Origin of the sequence: Mesorhizobium sp. M1403 (assembly GCF_040317695.1) — a bacterium.
Classification (GTDB): Bacteria; Pseudomonadota; Alphaproteobacteria; order Rhizobiales; family Rhizobiaceae; genus Mesorhizobium.
In genome coordinates this window covers 1-15,211 of record NZ_JAMYKY010000040.1, presented here as the reverse complement: position 1 = coordinate 15,211, position 15,211 = coordinate 1, and the positions used below count along the sequence as shown (strand labels likewise).

The window sequence follows — 15,211 nt, the reverse complement described above, 5'->3', positions numbered from 1 at the left end:
CGTTGTCTGATGGGATAAAAAACCCTATCAAGATGCGCCTTCGGCCGGCGGCAGGCCAGAAACGTACCGACGATATTCAGAACGGAATCGCGCCTGGCGCGTGGAAAAATGACAAAAAAATCCCGCAAAACCCTTCGGAAGTTCGCCATAGCCATTCCGCTGCTGGCGCTCGGCTTCTATGTCATTCCCATTCTGACGACGATTTTCATCGTCCTGGGCCTGATCGACGTGTTGCGCAACGACAACAAGAATTGGGCGCTGTTCAGTGGTTATTTCCTGGGCAACGGCATCTTCACCTGGCTGCTTTCGCCCTTCAATCTGCTGGTGGATCTGCTGTGCTATAGAAACCGCGGTGTCTGGAAATTGGACCAGTTTCCTCCGGACTACCAGCGCGAGGTCAACGAGGTCCTGGATGTCTTCAAGGCACGCAAGGACGAGATCATCGCCGACATCGACGCCAATTTCGGCAGCGGCCGGCGCGGCATGTATGTCTATCAGTGGTATGGCAAGCACAAAATAGACAACGTCGCCGAATTCAACAAGGATTTCAAATACATCAAGACGATTGCCGTCTCTGTGTTCAGCGGCAGGGAATCGACTTCCTGGCACTTTGGCCCGCTCCGGCTCAGCCTGCGCATTCTCTACAACCTCATCCCGGTGAAATCGGAAGTGTTCGTCCAGTGTGGCAGCGCCAAGAATTACTGGCACGAGAACCCGCTGTTCATCTTCGACGACACGCTGCTTCATCGCTCGGTCAACGAGTATGACGGGCGCCGCTACTGCGTGTTCATGGACATCATTCGCCCATCGCCGTTTCCCGGTCTGATCTCGACGCTCCTCGCCATTGTTTCGGTCAGCGTCGAGCGCATCAATGCCATGTTCTACAAGAACTGGAAGATGATCGCCTCCAGCAAGCCGAAGAAGGTCGGAGCTGCCTGACACCGTAGCGTAACTGGCGCGAGGGAGCACGATGTATCATCTGTTGCTTGTCTGTCTTGGTGGCGCGATCGGTGCAATGGCCCGCTTCTTCCTGTCCGGCTTCGTCGCCCGCCGGGTCGGCGAGACCTTTCCTTGGGGCACGATGGTCGTCAATGTGTCGGGGGCGTTTGCAATCGGCGTCGTTGCGCATGCCGTGGCGCGCGACGGCATGCCTGCCCTTTGGGCCTTTGTCGTCACCGGCGGCCTCGGCTGCTACACCACGGTCTCTTCATTCAGCCTGCAGACGCTGGCGCTGGCGCGTGAGGGCGAATGGCTGCGCGCCGGCGGAAATGTGCTGCTTTCGGTTTTCCTGAGCCTCGGCGGCGTGACGCTGGGCTTTGCCGCGGGAAGTCTTCTGATTGGCAGCGGGGCGCCATGAGCGGCCCGCAGAAGCTCCGCTCCGACGGGATGGCGGGGCGTGCGGCGCGCCTCATTGGCTGGCGCCGAACGAGCCAAACGGTTCGTATCTATGCGACCGTGGCCGCTGGCAGCATGATCGGCGGCGTGCTGCGGGCGCTCGCCTCATTGGCGAGCACCGCCTGGTGGGGCACTGGATTTCCCTTCGGCACGCTCCTCGTCAACATTGTCGGCTCATTCCTCATCGGCTTCTATGCGACATTGACGGGACCGGATGGTCGCGTCTTCGCCAGTCCGCTGCAGCGCCAGTTCTTCATGGCCGGCTTCTGCGGTGGCCTGACGACCTTCTCCGCTTTCAGCCTTGAAACACTCACCCTCGCGCAAAGCGGGAAGCTTGTGGCGGCGGCACTCAATATCGCGATCTCCGTGATGGCCTGGCTTGCCGCCGTCTGGCTTGGCCACATCTTTGCAGTGCGCCTCAACCGGCTGAGAGGATCCTGGCAATGAAGATACCACCACAGGCACAATTGCTGCGCATATTTATCGGCGAAAACGACAGGGCAGATGGCCGTCCGCTGTATGAGGTCATCGTGCTGAAGGCCCGCGAAATGCAGATTGCCGGCGCGACCGTCCTGCGCGGGGCGATGGGATTTGGCCATTCCAGCCGACTTCACACCACGAAGATCCTCCGTCTCTCGGAGGATCTTCCCCTTGTCATCGAGATCGTCGACGACGAGGAAAAATTGGCCGCTTTTCTGCCCGTGCTTGAAACAATCATGACAAGTGGCTTGATCACGCTGGAGAAAGTTCAGGTTCTGCAATATGGAACCGACAACGAATAACCGAGTGAGATTGCGGGTGCCGGCGAATGCCGTTGCATGTTCGCAAAACGGCGATTGGAATCATGGCAGGCGTTGAACAGATCACAGTGGATACCGGTGAGGCGGGCATGCGGCTCGACCGCTGGTTCAAGACCCATTTCCCCGGTCTCGGTTTCGGTCATCTGCAGAAGCTGCTGCGTTCCGGCCAGATCCGCGTCGACGGCGGCAGGGTGAAGGCCGATACACGCGTCGAAGCCGGCCAGACGGTGCGTGTGCCGCCGCTCGAAGTGGACAAGAAAGGCGAAAGCCCGCTCACCGGCCATTCGATACGCAACCAGGGCGATGCCGATGTCTTGGCCAAGATGCTGATCCATGAGGACCCGAAGGTCTTCGTCTTCAACAAGCCGGCCGGCCTAGCGGTTCAGGGCGGTTCGGGCGTTACCCGCAATGTCGACGACATGCTGGAAGCCTGGCGCAACCAGAAGGGCGAGAAGCCGCGCCTGGTGCACCGGCTCGACCGCGACACGTCGGGTGTGCTGGTTGTCGCCCGTACAAGGCTCGCCGCCATGAAGCTCGCCGAAGCGTTCCGGGCGCGTGAGACGAAGAAAACCTACTGGGCGCTGGTCAAAGGTGTGCCGCCGAAGCGCAAGGACAAGATCTCGACCTGGTTGATCAAGGAACCGACGCCCGACGGCGATCGCGTGCGCATCGCCAAGCATGGCGAAAAGGGCGCCGACCACGCCGTGTCTTATTACCGCATCGTCGAACAGGCGGCGCAGACCCTGTCATGGCTGGAGATGGAACCCTATACCGGGCGCACTCATCAGCTTCGTGTTCATGCCGCCCATATCGGTTGCCCGATCATCGGCGACCCCAAATATTTCGAAGCCGACACCAATTGGGATTTTCCAGGCGGCATGCAAAACCGCCTGCATCTGCACGCACGCCGCATCGTCATCCCTCATCCCGACAAGGGTTTTGTCGACGTCACCGCACCGATGCCGCCGCATATGCGCCAGAGCTGGAACCTACTCGGTTTCGACGACGCGAGCGCGGAGGATTAAATGAGCGAGGGAGTAAACCATGGATGAGGCGTCGCTCGTTCGTCAGTTGGTGAACTGGTTGCCATTCATCCTGATTCTCGTCGTCTGGTTCGCTTATATGCGCCGCGTTGCAACCCGGCAGGGGTCGATGGCCGAAATCGGCCGTGAGAACACCGAAGCGGTAAGGCAGAATACCGAAGTGCTGAAGGCGCTGCTCGCGAAACTGGAAAGCCAGTCCAAGCAATGACCGCAGCAACCGCAATGGACCGCCGCAGTTCCGTTGACGCTGCCGCCGCCGTTATCATGGTCGGGCTGACCTTTTCCTGGGGCCTGAACTACGTCGCCGCCAAGATCTCCTATGCCGGCTACGACCCTGTTTTCCTGTCCATCGCCCGCTCGGTAATCGGCGGCCTGTGTGTTTTCGGCTGGTGCCGCTGGCGCCACATCGCGCTGTTCACGTCCGACAAGACCCTCGTCGCCGGCATTCTGGCAGGCGCGCTTTTCGGTCTCGAGTTCCTGTTTCTCTATGTCGGGCTCGAGCATACGACGGTCGTGCGCAACACCTTGCTGGTCAACACCATGCCGTTCTGGATGCTGGTCGGCGGCCATTTCCTGCTGGACGAAAGCATCACGGCACGCAAGCTCGTTGGGCTTCTGCTCGCTTTCGCCGGGCTGGTCGCGGTGTTTTCCGACAAACTGAGCGCTAATGGTGGCGAGACGTTGAGCGGCGACCTGCTCAGTCTCGGCGCCGGCATTCTGTGGGCCGTGACCAACATTGTCATCAAGCGGTCGAAACTGGTGGAGGCCAGCGCCGAAAAGCTGCTGCTCTATCAGCTGGCCGGTGCCGCCGCCGTCGGCATTTTGGTGATGCCCTTTGCCGGGCCGCCCGTCCGCAGCTTTACCCTTCTGCCGACCTTGGCGCTGTTGTTCCAGGCCGTCTACGTTGTCGCCTTCACCTATGTTCTGTGGTTCTGGCTGCTGCGGCGCTACCCTGCATCTGGACTCTCGAGCTTCACCTTCCTGTCGCCGGTGTTCGGCGTGCTCTGCGGCGCTGTCTTCTTGAACGAGCCGTTGACCGTTCGTATCTTCCTGGCACTCGGCCTCATCGCCGCCGGTCTTATCATCGTCAACCGGCCGGCCCGAAAACAAAGCCCCGGATGAGCATGCGCGATATATTGAACCACCTCGAAGCTGGAAAACAGCTCTCCGATCCGGATCCGGTACGCCGTGCCCAAATCCAGATGAAGACGCAACTGCCGAAGCGCTTCTACAAGACCGTCGCGGTGGCACCGGTCGAGGATGGTTTTGCCGTCCATCTCGATGGCAAGCCCGTCCGCACACCGGCCAAGGCGCTGCTGGCGCTGCCGACCGAAAAGGCGGCTGCTCTCGTCGCCGAGGAATTCGCCGCACAGGAGGAGACCATCGACCCGGTAACGATGCCGGTGATGCGTCTGGTCAACACCGCAATCGATGGGGTCGCCAGTGATCCCCAGGCGGTGCTGGAGGACATCCTGCGCTTCGCCTCATCAGATCTGCTCTGCTACCGCGCGGATACACCACAGGGGCTGGTCGACCGGCAGAACGAGCATTGGGATCCGGTCATCGACTGGGCGCGCAGCGCGCTCGGCGCCCGGTTCCAGCTCGCCGAAGGCGTGATCCACGTCGAGCAGCCGCGCGAGAGTATCGCGCTGCTTGGCCAGCATCTAGCCCAACGTGCCGATCCGCTGCGCCTTGCTGCCATCCACGTCATGACCTCGCTGACCGGATCGGCGCTGCTGGCGCTGGCCGTCGATTTCGGCGAGCTCGACGGCGAGGTGGCCTGGGCTGCCGGCCATGTCGACGAGGACTGGCAGGCCGAGCAATGGGGCCATGATGCCGAGGCCGTCGCCCGCCGCGCCGCCCGCAAGCGCGACATGATGGCGGCAGTCAGCCTGCTCGAAGCGCTCAAAGGCTGACGGCACCGGCCGCTATTTCGCACTGCACATTAGACCAAAGTCATAATCCCAAAGGCGGTCTGCCTCTGGGCACTGCTTTCTGTCATTTTTTGCACCGGTGGCTGCACTGAGTCTGCGTTCCGAGGAAACGCGGACGATGACGCGCAGCATCGAGGACCGACGGAATCACACGGGAGGATACACTCATGGCAATGGCATCGACCGCCGGCAAAACAAGCCGCGGCATGACGCGCGAGGAGAAGAAGGTCATCTTCGCCTCCTCGCTCGGCACCGTTTTCGAATGGTATGATTTTTATCTCTACGGCTCGTTGGCAGTGTTCATTGGTTCGACTTTTTTCAGCCCAACCATCCCGGAAGCTACGCGCAATATCTTCGCGCTGCTGGCTTTCGCCGCTGGCTTCCTCGTGCGTCCGTTCGGCGCATTGCTGTTCGGCCGCATCGGCGATCTTGTCGGCCGTAAATACACTTTCCTTGTCACGATGACGATCATGGGCCTGTCGACCTTCCTGGTCGGCTTGCTGCCTGGCTATGCGACTTTGGGCATTGCCGCTCCCGTGATCCTGATCATCTTGCGCATGTTGCAAGGCCTGGCGCTCGGTGGCGAGTATGGCGGTGCCGCGACCTATGTCGCCGAGCACGCACCCGACGATCGCCGCGGCTACTACACGTCGTGGATACAGACGACGGCAACGCTCGGCCTGTTCCTGTCGCTGGTCGTCATCCTGATCGTCCAGGGGTCGATGGCCAAGGAAACCTACGCCGCGTGGGGTTGGCGCATTCCTTTCATCGTTTCCTTTCTGCTCCTCGGGATTTCGATATGGATCCGGCTGTCGCTTTCTGAATCGCCGACCTTCCAGCGCATGAAGGACGAAGGCAAAGGCTCCAAGGCGCCATTGACGGAAGCCTTCGGCCAATGGAAGAACGCAAAGATTGCGCTGCTGGCACTGCTCGGCCTCACAGCCGGCCAGGCCGTGGTCTGGTACAATGGCCAGTTCTACGCGCTGTTCTTCCTAACCAATGTGCTCAAGGTCGACGCGCAGTCGGTCAACATCATGATCGCAATCGCGCTGGCGGTCGCCTCCATCTTTTTCGTCGTGTTCGGCTGGCTCTCCGACAAGATCGGTCGCAAGCCGATCATCATGGCCGGCCTTGCACTGGCGATCGTCTGCACTTTCCCGTTGTTCAAGGCGCTGACCTGGGCAGCCAACCCGGCGCTCGCCACCGCGCAGCAAAACACGCGCGCGACGGTCACCGCGGCACCGGGCGACTGCAAGTTCCAGTTCAATCCGGTGGGCACGGCGAAGTTCACGACGTCCTGCGATATCGCCACCTCGTTCTTGACCAAGAACTCAGTGCCTTATGACGTGGTAACGACGGCAGCCCCCGGCACTGCAGCGTCGGTCAAAATCGGCAACGAGACAGTTGAGTCGTACGACGCGACTGCGGCCGGCGATCAAGCCAAGGCTAAGGACGCCGTTTTCGCCAAAGCGGTAAACACAGCGCTTCGGGACGGCGGCTATCCGCTGAAGCGGGCAGCGGCCAAGGTGCCGGACCAAAAGCTTGAGGCCTTCATTGCGGCCAATCCCGAGCTGAAGCTCGATACGGCCGCGATCCGCTCCGGCGACAAGGCGACGGTCCCGACCGACCAGGCGATCAAGGACAAGCTGCTGACTGCCGATGAGGCTGCGGGAGCCCCCGAGGTCACTGTCTACACCATACCGGGCGGCGGTCCCTTTGCCATGTTTGCCGACCCGGCCGCGGTCAACTGGCCGATGACGATCGCCATCCTGTTCGTCCTCGTGATCTTCGTCACGATGGTGTACGGGCCGATCGCCGCGATCCTGGTCGAGATGTTTCCGACCCGCATCCGCTACACCGGAATGTCGCTGCCCTACCATATCGGCAATGGCTGGTTCGGCGGGCTGCTGCCGGCGACGGTGTTCGCGCTCAGCGCCTACAAGGGCGACATCTACTACGGTCTCTGGTACCCGGTGGTGATCGCGGCGATGTCGCTGGTCATCGGCATGATCTTCATCAGGGATACCCTCGGAACAGACCTGCATACCAAGCAATAGCCGACCTGTCCCGATTCAAAGCAAAGCCCGGCGCGAGCGATCGCGCCGGGCTTTGCGATTCATCGGAGGGAGACGAGAGATGGGGAGGCTCAGCTCTTCCGATCGTTTTTCGCTTCTTCGATCGCTGCCTCATGATACCAGGCACTTCCGAAATCCGTTCGGTTGCGCAAAGAAGCAAGTTCTGCTGCGAACTTAGCCTTTCCGCTTAAATTTGAGGCAGAAGCGCGCGCTGCCACCGGGAACATCAGGATTTTGGCCGACTGACGAGTGGAAGTGATTTCCATTGTCGGTTTCCTTTCTTCGGCACAACCTTGCCGATTCAACCTTTCCCCAAGATAGGTTTCGCAATCGAATTAGGCAACATGATTATAAAAAGATCAGTAGCTGCACAATATTTATGCAAACTATGCTTGTGAGCGATCCGATCGCACAATTACGACGGCTCAGCAATTTTGCGCCGACACTACATCGCTTTTGCCGCACCCGTCGCCAGCCAAATGGCACACGAATTGCATTTTAACAGTCGGCAGGTCGGCTGCTGGATAGGCCGGCTCGCCCCGGCGCCATCCAGGGTTCGGTGATCAAGCAACGAGAGGCTAGAATGACGAAATACAAGCTCGAGTACATTTGGCTCGATGGATACACCCCGGTTCCCAATCTTCGCGGAAAGACGCAGGTCAAGGACTATGCCGAGTTTCCGACGCTCGACCAGCTTCCGCTGTGGGGCTTCGACGGTTCTTCGACCATGCAGGCCGAGGGCCACAGCTCCGACTGCGTTTTGAAGCCGGTCGCCGTCTATCCGGATCCCGCCCGCACCAATGGCGCGCTCGTCATGTGCGAGGTCATGATGCCGGACGGCGTGACGCCGCATGCATCCAACAAGCGCGCCACCATCCTCGACGACGAGGGTGCCTGGTTTGGCTTCGAGCAGGAGTATTTCTTCTACAAGGACGGCCGCCCGCTCGGCTTCCCCGAGAGTGGCTATCCGGCGCCGCAAGGCCCGTACTACACCGGCGTCGGCTACAGCAATGTCGGCTCCGTCGCCAGGCAGATCGTCGAGGAGCATCTCGACCTTTGCCTCGCCGCCGGCATCAACCATGAAGGCATCAACGCCGAAGTGGCCAAAGGCCAGTGGGAATTCCAGATTTTCGGCAAGGGCTCCAAGAAGGCCGCCGACCAGATGTGGATGGCACGCTATCTGATGCAGCGCCTGACCGAGAAATACGGCATCGACATCGAATATCACTGCAAGCCGCTCGGCGATACCGACTGGAACGGCTCCGGCATGCATGCCAACTTCTCGACCGCCTATATGCGAGAAGTCGGCGGCAAGGCGTATTTCGAAGCGCTGATGGCGGCTTTCGACATGAACCTGATGGATCACATCGCCGTCTACGGTCCGGACAACGACAAGCGTTTGACCGGCAAGCACGAGACCGCGCCGTGGAACAGGTTCAGCTACGGCATCGCCGACCGCGGCGCCTCGATCCGCGTGCCGCACTCCTTCATCAACAACGGCTACAAGGGCTATCTCGAGGATCGCCGTCCGAACTCGCAGGGCGACCCCTACCAGATCGCCTCGCAGATATTGAAGACGATCGCCTCCGTCCCGACCAGCGCCGAGGTTTCGGCCGCGGCTTGAGCATTCGTCCCCGGCGTAGACCTCAGGTCTGCGCCGTGACTTCTCTCCAATCGCATCGCAATAAAAAAACCCCGGCGTCTCCGCCGGGGTTTTTTGTTGGCTGCAACGATCCGGATCAGACCGAATAGTACATATCGTATTCGACCGGATGCGGGGTCATTTCGAAGCGCATCACCTCGGCCATCTTGAGCTCGATATAGCTGTCGATCTGGTCGTCGTCGAAGACGCCGCCAGCCTTCAGGAAGCCGCGGTCCTTGTCGAGGCTCTGCAGGGCTTCGCGCAGCGAGCCGCAGACGGTCGGGATCTTCTTCAATTCCTTCGGCGGAAGGTCGTAGAGATCCTTGTCCATCGGCTGTCCCGGATGGATCTTGTTCTTGATGCCGTCGAGGCCGGCCATCAGCATGGCGGCAAAGGCAAGATAGGGGTTCGCGCCCGGATCGGGGAAGCGGACCTCGACGCGCTTGGCCTTCGGCGACGAGCCGAACGGAATGCGGCACGAGGCCGAGCGGTTGCGAGCCGAATAGGCGAGCAGCACCGGCGCTTCATAGCCGGGCACCAGGCGCTTGTAGGAGTTGGTCAGCGGGTTGGTGAAGGCGTTGATCGCCTTGGCATGCTTGATGATACCACCGATGTAGAACAGGCAGCTCTCGGACAGGCCGGCATATTCGTTGCCGGCGAAGGTCGGCTTGCCTTCCTTCCAGATCGACTGGTGGACGTGCATGCCAGAGCCATTGTCGCCGAATACCGGCTTCGGCATGAAAGTGGCCGTCTTGCCGTACGCATTGGCGACCTGGTGCACGACATATTTGTAGATCAGCATCTTGTCGGCGTTGCGGACCAGCGTGTCGAACTTGATGCCGAGCTCGTGCTGGGCGGCGGCCACTTCATGGTGGTGCTTTTCGACGCGCACGCCCATCTCGGCGAGCACGGTGAGCATTTCCGAGCGCATGTCCTGTGCCGAATCGATCGGCGGCACCGGGAAATAGCCGCCCTTGATGCGCGGCCGGTGGCCGAGGTTACCGGTCTCGTAATCGGTGTCGTCATTGGACGGCAATTCGGTCGAATCCAGCCGGAAGCCGGTATTGTAGGGGTCGGCCTTGTACTTGACGTCGTCGAACACGAAGAACTCGGCTTCAGGACCGACGAAGATCTGGTCGCCGATGCCTTCCGCCTTCATGTAGGCCTCGGCCTTCTTGGCGGTGCCGCGCGGGTCGCGGTTGTAGGATTCTCCCGAGATCGGATCGAGGATGTCGCACAGGATGACCATGGTCGACTGGGCGAAGAACGGGTCCATATGCACCGTATCGGGATCGGGCATCAGCACCATGTCGGACTCGTTGATCGCTTTCCAGCCGGCGATCGAGGAACCGTCGAACATGACACCATCGGCAAACATGTCTTCCTCGACCTCGACGACATCCATAGTAACGTGCTGCAGTTTGCCCTTCGGATCGGTGAAGCGCAGATCGACGAACTTCACGTCGTTGTCCTTGATCTGCTTCATGATGTCTTTGGCTGTCGTCATGTCCCTGCTTCCCTATGTGATGACGTTTTGAACATGGCCTTTTAACGGGAAAATTCAGACCGCGTCCATGCCGGTTTCGCCGGTGCGGATGCGCACGACTTCCTCGATGTTGGAGACGAAGATCTTGCCGTCGCCGATGCGGCCGGTCTGGGCCGCCTTGCGGATGGCTTCGATCGCGGCTTCGACGGCATCGTCGCCGAGCACGACCTCGATTTTCACCTTCGGCAGGAAGTCGACGACATATTCGGCACCGCGATAAAGCTCGGTATGGCCCTTCTGGCGGCCAAACCCTTTGGCCTCGGTAACGGTGATACCTTGCAGCCCGGCCTCCTGAAGCGCTTCTTTCACTTCGTCTAGCTTGAACGGCTTGATGATCGCTTCGATCTTTTTCATGTAAAAAGTGGCCTCCACTGCCAAAAAAGACGGGTTGTGAGCCCCGCTTGCGCCTCAATCAAGCACGAACTGTGCCAATTGATGGGGCGCCGAGCAGCCTCACATGATTTGGATACCATGCCGCGCAGGAATGTACATTCGCATCATTCGCTGCGTCGGATGCGCCATGAACACCGCGAGCCTACACACCGCCGGTCCTGCCGTCCGCACAAAAATTGGGCAGATCGGATATTTCATGAGCAGCTGCGCGCCGTCGTCCCGAACGAGGTACGCCGCCAACTTTGCTTAGGGACCTTCGTTGTTTGCGTCGGATCAAAAACTGGACAATGCTTGGGGAAATGATGTGCATGTCGCCTGATATTCCATGAGCAACGAACTTTTGTCTCCGTCTGAAATGGCCGAGGCCGATCGGCTGGCGATTGCGGCCGGGCCACTCGATGGCTTCGGCCTCATGCGGCGCGCCGGCGAAGCGGTCGCTGCCGTCGTCCTGGCGCGCTATCCCCAGGCGAGACGCGTCCATGTCCTGTGCGGCCCCGGCAACAATGGCGGCGACGGCTATGTCGTGGCGCGGTTGTTGGCAGAGGCCGGCATGAACGTTGCCGTCTGGGCCGAAGGCAAGCAGAAACCCGGAAGCGATGCCGCGTTGGCCTCTGATGCCTGCAACTTGCCCGTGGAACACATTGGCCATTGCTACCCGGAAGCGGGTGAAGTGGTCGTGGACGCACTCTACGGCGCGGGACTGTCCAAGGACATTTCGATGCATGCGTTGGCCGTCTCAGGCTTGAGCAGCGCTGAGCGCGTCCCGGTGGTCTCGATCGATTTGCCTTCGGGTGTGTCAGGCGAGACCGGCTTGACTAACGCTCACTTCCAGGCCGAGGTCACGGTGACTTTCGTGCGGAAAAAGCCAGGCCATCTGCTGATGCCGGGGCGCGAGCTGTGCGGCGAGATCATCGTCGCCGATATCGGCATTCCGGATGGGATCATCGATCAGCTCAAGGTCACGGCGTTCGAGAACACACCGGAACTTTGGCTGCGATGGTACTTCCCGAGAACGGCTGTCGATTCGCATAAATACAAGCGTGGCCATGTTGCTGTCTTTTCCGGCGGACCGAGTGCGACGGGCGCAGCGAGGTTGTCGGCCATGGCCGCGGCTCGCAGTGGGGCAGGGGCAGTAACTGTGCTTTCACCTGGAAACGCCATGCAGGTGAACGCCGCGCATCTGACCTCGATCATGCTGCGCGAGGCCGGCTCGCTCGAAGAGGTGCAGGAATTCCTCGTGGCGCGGCATCCCGAGGCGCTGGTGTTCGGACCGGGGCTCGGGCCGAAACCCAAGGTCGGCGATTTCGCATTGCAGTTGATTGCGGCGATCGCGGATCTGACCCGCGCATCAGCGGCTACGCCTGAAATTCACGCCAGTGCCATCGTTCTGGATGCCGACGCCATCACCTCGTTGGCGCTTCAGCCTCAGGCACTGTTCGACGCAGCGCGTCAGACATGGTCACCGGCACTGGTGCTGACGCCACATGAGGGTGAATTCGCCAGGCTTTTTCCAGATATCGCTGGGAACAAAAAACAGTCCAAAGTGACCAAGGCGCGCGAAGCAGCAAAGCGCGCCAATGCCATTGTCGTCTACAAGGGTGCCGACACGGTGATCGCGGCGCCCGACGGCAGGGCCGCGATCAATGCCAACGGTGCGCCGTGGCTGGCCACGGCTGGCTCTGGTGACGTTCTGTCGGGGATCGCGGCCGGATTGCTGGCGCAAGGCATGGCGGCCTTCCAGGCTGCCTGCGCGGCGGTCTGGATCCACGCCGAGGCCGGCCGTCGTTTCGGGCCCGGCTTGATCGCCGAGGATCTACCGTCGGCTCTGGTGCCAGTGCTGCGGGAATTGATCGAAAGCCAGCCGGACCTTCGATGAGACGCATTGCACTCCTTTTCACCACGCTCGTCATAGCCGCTTTGGCGACACTGTCGGCGAATGCCGCTGAGCAGCCGGTGACCATCGTCGATGATCCAGCGGTACTTGCTGCTCTCGATGCCAAGGGCTTTGGCTTCGCCGGCATTTTCGGCGTCGACGGCAAGGGCGATTTGAAGACGCTTTATGACAAGGCGCCGGCTTACCACGCGATCGTCGAAACGATTGCAAGCGACGTCGCAGCATTGCGGACCGAGACGAAGGCCGGCGGCCGGCCGCTGTACGAGGTGACCGACGGCAATGTTGGCCGTGTCATGGACATGCGCTGGCTGAGGACCGACGCAGCGCGCTTCCGCCTCGTCGGCGTGGTCAACCGGCTCGACCGGCGCGACTTCGCCGCGCTGAAAGGCGACGGGAGTTGCGGCGAAGTGCGCTTCATCTATCGCCTCGCCTACAGCTTCAAGAAGAACGGCAAGGTTTTGGCCTCGCGCCTGCCGTTCAATTTCAGTGCCGTCTACAATGCCACGCCGGATGTCGATGGCGGCTGTGTCGGCGTCGCCGGACGCTGGGCACCACAGCTCGACGAGAGCGTCGATGCCGGCTGGCTGATCGGTGGGCCGCTGGAAAGAGCGGCGCTCACCTTCAAGCAGCTCGAGCTCAATGCCCAAGTGGTCCGCTTCCCCTCCGGCCAGGAGACCGAATTCGGCGGGCAGGCTGCCTATCTCATGCGAATTTTCGGCATCGACGGAACGGCTGTCAGCGAAAAGCCGCTGGAAAACACGCCCGACATGGCACGTCTTGCCGAAGACGCCGCGCTGAAAGCAAGACTTGCCGACTATGTCCGCACCAATGTTGCGGCGGTCGATCTCGGCGTCTACCAAATCCCCGATGAGTTTTTGGCAAGGAAGGTCATTTCGTGGTCGACCTTCGGCAGCGCAAGGCAGGCCAACCACCCGTTCACGCCGCTGTTCCAGCCCGCGGATTTCGAAGGGCTCGATTTCTCTGCGCTGAAGCTGGTGCGCACGCCAGAGGCATTGGTCGAGCGGCTGGACAACGGCGCCTGCCAAGGCTGCCATCAGGCGGGCTCGACCGCCGGTTTCCATTTCATCGGCCTCGATGACAAGACGACCTCGCCGCTCAACCGCATCGAGGTCGGCATCTCGCCGCATCTCCACGCCGACATCCCGCGTCGCGTCGCCTGGCTGCACGCGACTGCCGACGGCAAGGAACCGAACCGCTTCCGCCCGCTGTCCTTCGCGCCGCCGGCGACATGGAGCGATGCTGGACAGATCGCCTATTCGCCGGCCGAGATGGCGATGCCGTGCCTGATGCCGGCGGATGCGGCCCGCTTTGGCGCGACTTGGCAATGCGGCGGCGGCACCGTCTGCACGCCGCTGGCGACCGTCGGCGTGCGCACCAAGCTGGCGCAATGCCTGCTGCCCAAGGACAGCGAAAACATGTTTTCCGGCCATCCATGCCTGACCGGCTCGATCGCCAGCAACCCGGCACAGCCTTTCAATGACCGCTATACCATCACCGGCCAGTTCGCGGCGTTCGCGCCAAGCATTTCGCGCGCCGCCTACACCTGCCGGCCGCCGAAGATCGGTGTGCCGGCGGGGATTGCCTATCGCGGCTGCGACGACCGGGATCGCAGCTTTGCCGCCTTCAAGACGGGCAAACCGATGCCGAACGAGATTTGCGGGTTGGTCGGCGGCAAAAAATTCGACACCTGCGTAGCGACCAATAATTTCGACCAGTGCCTGGGCGGTGCCGTCAATCGCGGCAATCGTCCCGCTTGCTCGGCCGAGCATTTCTGCCGCGAGGATTACATGTGCCAGTCGCTGCCGCCCGATACGCCCGGTATCGGCAAGGTGAAGGGCATCGGCTTCTGCTCGCCGACCTATTTTATCTTCCAGATGCGCATCGACAATCACGCCACGCCGTGGTCGGGCGCTGTCCGCGCGACGATGGGAGCCGGATTCGGAGCGGCGGAAGCGGAATAGGCCTCACAGCGGGATGTTGTCGTGTTTCTTCCAAGGGTTTTGCATATCCTTGTTGCGCAGCATCCTGAGCGCGCGGGCGATGCGGCGGCGGGTCGAATGCGGCATGATCACCTCGTCGACATAGCCGCGCTCGGCGGCAACGAAGGGCGATAGAAAGCGATCCTCGTAAGCCTTTGTGTGTGCTGCAATTTTCTCCGCGTCGCCGATGTCCTTGCGATAGATGATCTCGACCGCGCCCCTGGCGCCCATCACCGCAATCTGCGCCGTTGGCCAGGCATAGTTCATATCGCCGCGCAGATGTTTTGACGCCATGACGTCATAGGCGCCGCCATAGGCCTTTCTGGTGATGACGGTGATCTTTGGCACGGTCGCTTCGGCATAGGCGAACAAAAGCTTGGCGCCGTGCTTGATCAACCCGCCATATTCCTGCGCGGTGCCGGGGCAGGAGACCGGGCCGTGGAGGAAAGTGTCGATGCTGTTAGAGAAGAAGGAGCAGCATCGCGCGAA

16 protein-coding genes are annotated in these 15,211 nt (G+C 61.0%); 12 read left to right on the top strand and 4 right to left on the bottom strand.

The window, feature by feature from the left end:
* The first annotated feature begins 108 nt into the window (after window positions 1–108).
* From NKH01_RS32260 to NKH01_RS32220, 9 genes are all read left to right on the top strand, one after another.
* Entirely contained in the window at window positions 109–939 is an 831-nt protein-coding gene (locus NKH01_RS32260; RefSeq protein ID WP_353024357.1) for an aspartyl/asparaginyl beta-hydroxylase domain-containing protein, read from the top strand.
* A gap of 31 nt (window positions 940–970) precedes the next feature.
* Window positions 971–1,357 (top strand): fluoride efflux transporter CrcB, encoded by a 387-nt coding sequence (crcB, locus tag NKH01_RS32255; protein ID WP_031193553.1) that lies wholly within the window; start codon window positions 971–973, stop codon window positions 1,355–1,357.
* A gap of 29 nt (window positions 1,358–1,386) precedes the next feature.
* A complete protein-coding gene (crcB, locus tag NKH01_RS32250) occupies window positions 1,387–1,842 on the top strand; it encodes a fluoride efflux transporter CrcB (protein ID WP_353024361.1) in 456 nt (151 codons plus the stop codon).
* Window positions 1,839–2,177 (top strand): DUF190 domain-containing protein, encoded by a 339-nt coding sequence (locus NKH01_RS32245; RefSeq protein WP_023717530.1) that lies wholly within the window; start codon window positions 1,839–1,841, stop codon window positions 2,175–2,177. Before crcB (NKH01_RS32250) ends, NKH01_RS32245 begins: the two co-directional genes overlap by 4 nt.
* A 62-nt stretch (window positions 2,178–2,239) precedes the next feature.
* Window positions 2,240–3,220, top strand: a complete 981-nt coding sequence (locus NKH01_RS32240) for an RluA family pseudouridine synthase (protein ID WP_353024355.1) — start codon at window positions 2,240–2,242, stop codon at window positions 3,218–3,220.
* 19 nt (window positions 3,221–3,239) lie between these two features.
* Window positions 3,240–3,446, top strand: a complete 207-nt coding sequence (locus NKH01_RS32235; protein ID WP_353024352.1) for a hypothetical protein — start codon at window positions 3,240–3,242, stop codon at window positions 3,444–3,446.
* Window positions 3,443–4,360, top strand: coding sequence for a DMT family transporter (locus NKH01_RS32230; protein WP_353024350.1), 918 nt, complete (start codon window positions 3,443–3,445; stop codon window positions 4,358–4,360). The genes NKH01_RS32235 and NKH01_RS32230 overlap by 4 nt, the downstream gene beginning before the upstream one ends.
* A gap of 2 nt (window positions 4,361–4,362) precedes the next feature.
* Window positions 4,363–5,154 (top strand): ATP12 family chaperone protein, encoded by a 792-nt coding sequence (locus NKH01_RS32225; RefSeq protein ID WP_352482512.1) that lies wholly within the window; start codon window positions 4,363–4,365, stop codon window positions 5,152–5,154.
* Between the two features lie 185 nt (window positions 5,155–5,339).
* The gene (locus NKH01_RS32220; RefSeq protein WP_353024347.1) at window positions 5,340–7,229 is read left to right on the top strand and encodes an MFS transporter; all 1,890 of its coding nucleotides are present in this window, start codon (window positions 5,340–5,342) and stop codon (window positions 7,227–7,229) included.
* A gap of 89 nt (window positions 7,230–7,318) precedes the next feature.
* Here NKH01_RS32220 and NKH01_RS32215 read toward each other — a convergent pair whose 3' ends face one another.
* Window positions 7,319–7,513 carry a DUF2735 domain-containing protein gene (locus NKH01_RS32215; RefSeq protein ID WP_352643139.1) on the bottom strand — a complete coding sequence of 65 codons (195 nt, stop codon included), beginning with the start codon at window positions 7,511–7,513 and terminating at the stop codon, window positions 7,319–7,321.
* A gap of 317 nt (window positions 7,514–7,830) precedes the next feature.
* Between NKH01_RS32215 and NKH01_RS32210 the strand changes: the two genes are divergently transcribed.
* Window positions 7,831–8,871 carry a glutamine synthetase beta-grasp domain-containing protein gene (locus tag NKH01_RS32210; RefSeq protein WP_353024345.1) on the top strand — a complete coding sequence of 347 codons (1,041 nt, stop codon included), beginning with the start codon at window positions 7,831–7,833 and terminating at the stop codon, window positions 8,869–8,871.
* Between the two features lie 115 nt (window positions 8,872–8,986).
* Here NKH01_RS32210 and glnA read toward each other — a convergent pair whose 3' ends face one another.
* Both glnA and NKH01_RS32200 read right to left on the bottom strand, forming a co-directional pair.
* Window positions 8,987–10,396: a type I glutamate--ammonia ligase gene (gene glnA / locus NKH01_RS32205; protein WP_023717536.1), complete on the bottom strand. Its 1,410-nt coding sequence runs from the start codon at window positions 10,394–10,396 to the stop codon at window positions 8,987–8,989.
* A gap of 54 nt (window positions 10,397–10,450) precedes the next feature.
* On the bottom strand, window positions 10,451–10,789 hold the full coding sequence (locus NKH01_RS32200) for a P-II family nitrogen regulator (RefSeq protein ID WP_019857988.1): 339 nt from the start codon (window positions 10,787–10,789) through the stop codon (window positions 10,451–10,453).
* 364 nt (window positions 10,790–11,153) lie between these two features.
* Between NKH01_RS32200 and NKH01_RS32195 the strand changes: the two genes are divergently transcribed.
* Both NKH01_RS32195 and NKH01_RS32190 read left to right on the top strand, forming a co-directional pair.
* On the top strand, window positions 11,154–12,704 hold the full coding sequence (locus tag NKH01_RS32195) for an NAD(P)H-hydrate dehydratase (protein ID WP_352496328.1): 1,551 nt from the start codon (window positions 11,154–11,156) through the stop codon (window positions 12,702–12,704).
* Entirely contained in the window at window positions 12,701–14,704 is a 2,004-nt protein-coding gene (locus NKH01_RS32190; protein ID WP_353024343.1) for a hypothetical protein, read from the top strand. The genes NKH01_RS32195 and NKH01_RS32190 overlap by 4 nt, the downstream gene beginning before the upstream one ends.
* A gap of 3 nt (window positions 14,705–14,707) precedes the next feature.
* Here NKH01_RS32190 and NKH01_RS32185 read toward each other — a convergent pair.
* The coding region (locus NKH01_RS32185) for a carboxyl transferase domain-containing protein (protein ID WP_353024342.1) at window positions 14,708–15,211 on the bottom strand (504 nt) is incomplete at its 5' end.

Bases quoted from the DNA above. Each gene is read 5' to 3' on its own strand.
- NKH01_RS32260 (WP_353024357.1), top strand. From the start codon at position 109: ATGACAAAAAAATCCCGCAAAACCCTTCGGAAGTTCGCCATAGCCATT.
- crcB (WP_031193553.1), top strand. From the start codon at position 971: ATGTATCATCTGTTGCTTGTCTGTCTTGGTGGCGCGATCGGTGCAATG.
- crcB (WP_353024361.1), top strand. From the start codon at position 1,387: ATGGCGGGGCGTGCGGCGCGCCTCATTGGCTGGCGCCGAACGAGCCAA.
- NKH01_RS32245 (WP_023717530.1), top strand. From the start codon at position 1,839: ATGAAGATACCACCACAGGCACAATTGCTGCGCATATTTATCGGCGAA.
- NKH01_RS32240 (WP_353024355.1), top strand. From the start codon at position 2,240: ATGGCAGGCGTTGAACAGATCACAGTGGATACCGGTGAGGCGGGCATG.
- NKH01_RS32235 (WP_353024352.1), top strand. From the start codon at position 3,240: ATGGATGAGGCGTCGCTCGTTCGTCAGTTGGTGAACTGGTTGCCATTC.
- NKH01_RS32230 (WP_353024350.1), top strand. From the start codon at position 3,443: ATGACCGCAGCAACCGCAATGGACCGCCGCAGTTCCGTTGACGCTGCC.
- NKH01_RS32225 (WP_352482512.1), top strand. From the start codon at position 4,363: ATGCGCGATATATTGAACCACCTCGAAGCTGGAAAACAGCTCTCCGAT.
- NKH01_RS32220 (WP_353024347.1), top strand. From the start codon at position 5,340: ATGGCAATGGCATCGACCGCCGGCAAAACAAGCCGCGGCATGACGCGC.
- NKH01_RS32215 (WP_352643139.1), bottom strand. From the start codon at position 7,513: ATGGAAATCACTTCCACTCGTCAGTCGGCCAAAATCCTGATGTTCCCG.
- NKH01_RS32210 (WP_353024345.1), top strand. From the start codon at position 7,831: ATGACGAAATACAAGCTCGAGTACATTTGGCTCGATGGATACACCCCG.
- glnA (WP_023717536.1), bottom strand. From the start codon at position 10,396: ATGACGACAGCCAAAGACATCATGAAGCAGATCAAGGACAACGACGTG.
- NKH01_RS32200 (WP_019857988.1), bottom strand. From the start codon at position 10,789: ATGAAAAAGATCGAAGCGATCATCAAGCCGTTCAAGCTAGACGAAGTG.
- NKH01_RS32195 (WP_352496328.1), top strand. From the start codon at position 11,154: ATGAGCAACGAACTTTTGTCTCCGTCTGAAATGGCCGAGGCCGATCGG.
- NKH01_RS32190 (WP_353024343.1), top strand. From the start codon at position 12,701: ATGAGACGCATTGCACTCCTTTTCACCACGCTCGTCATAGCCGCTTTG.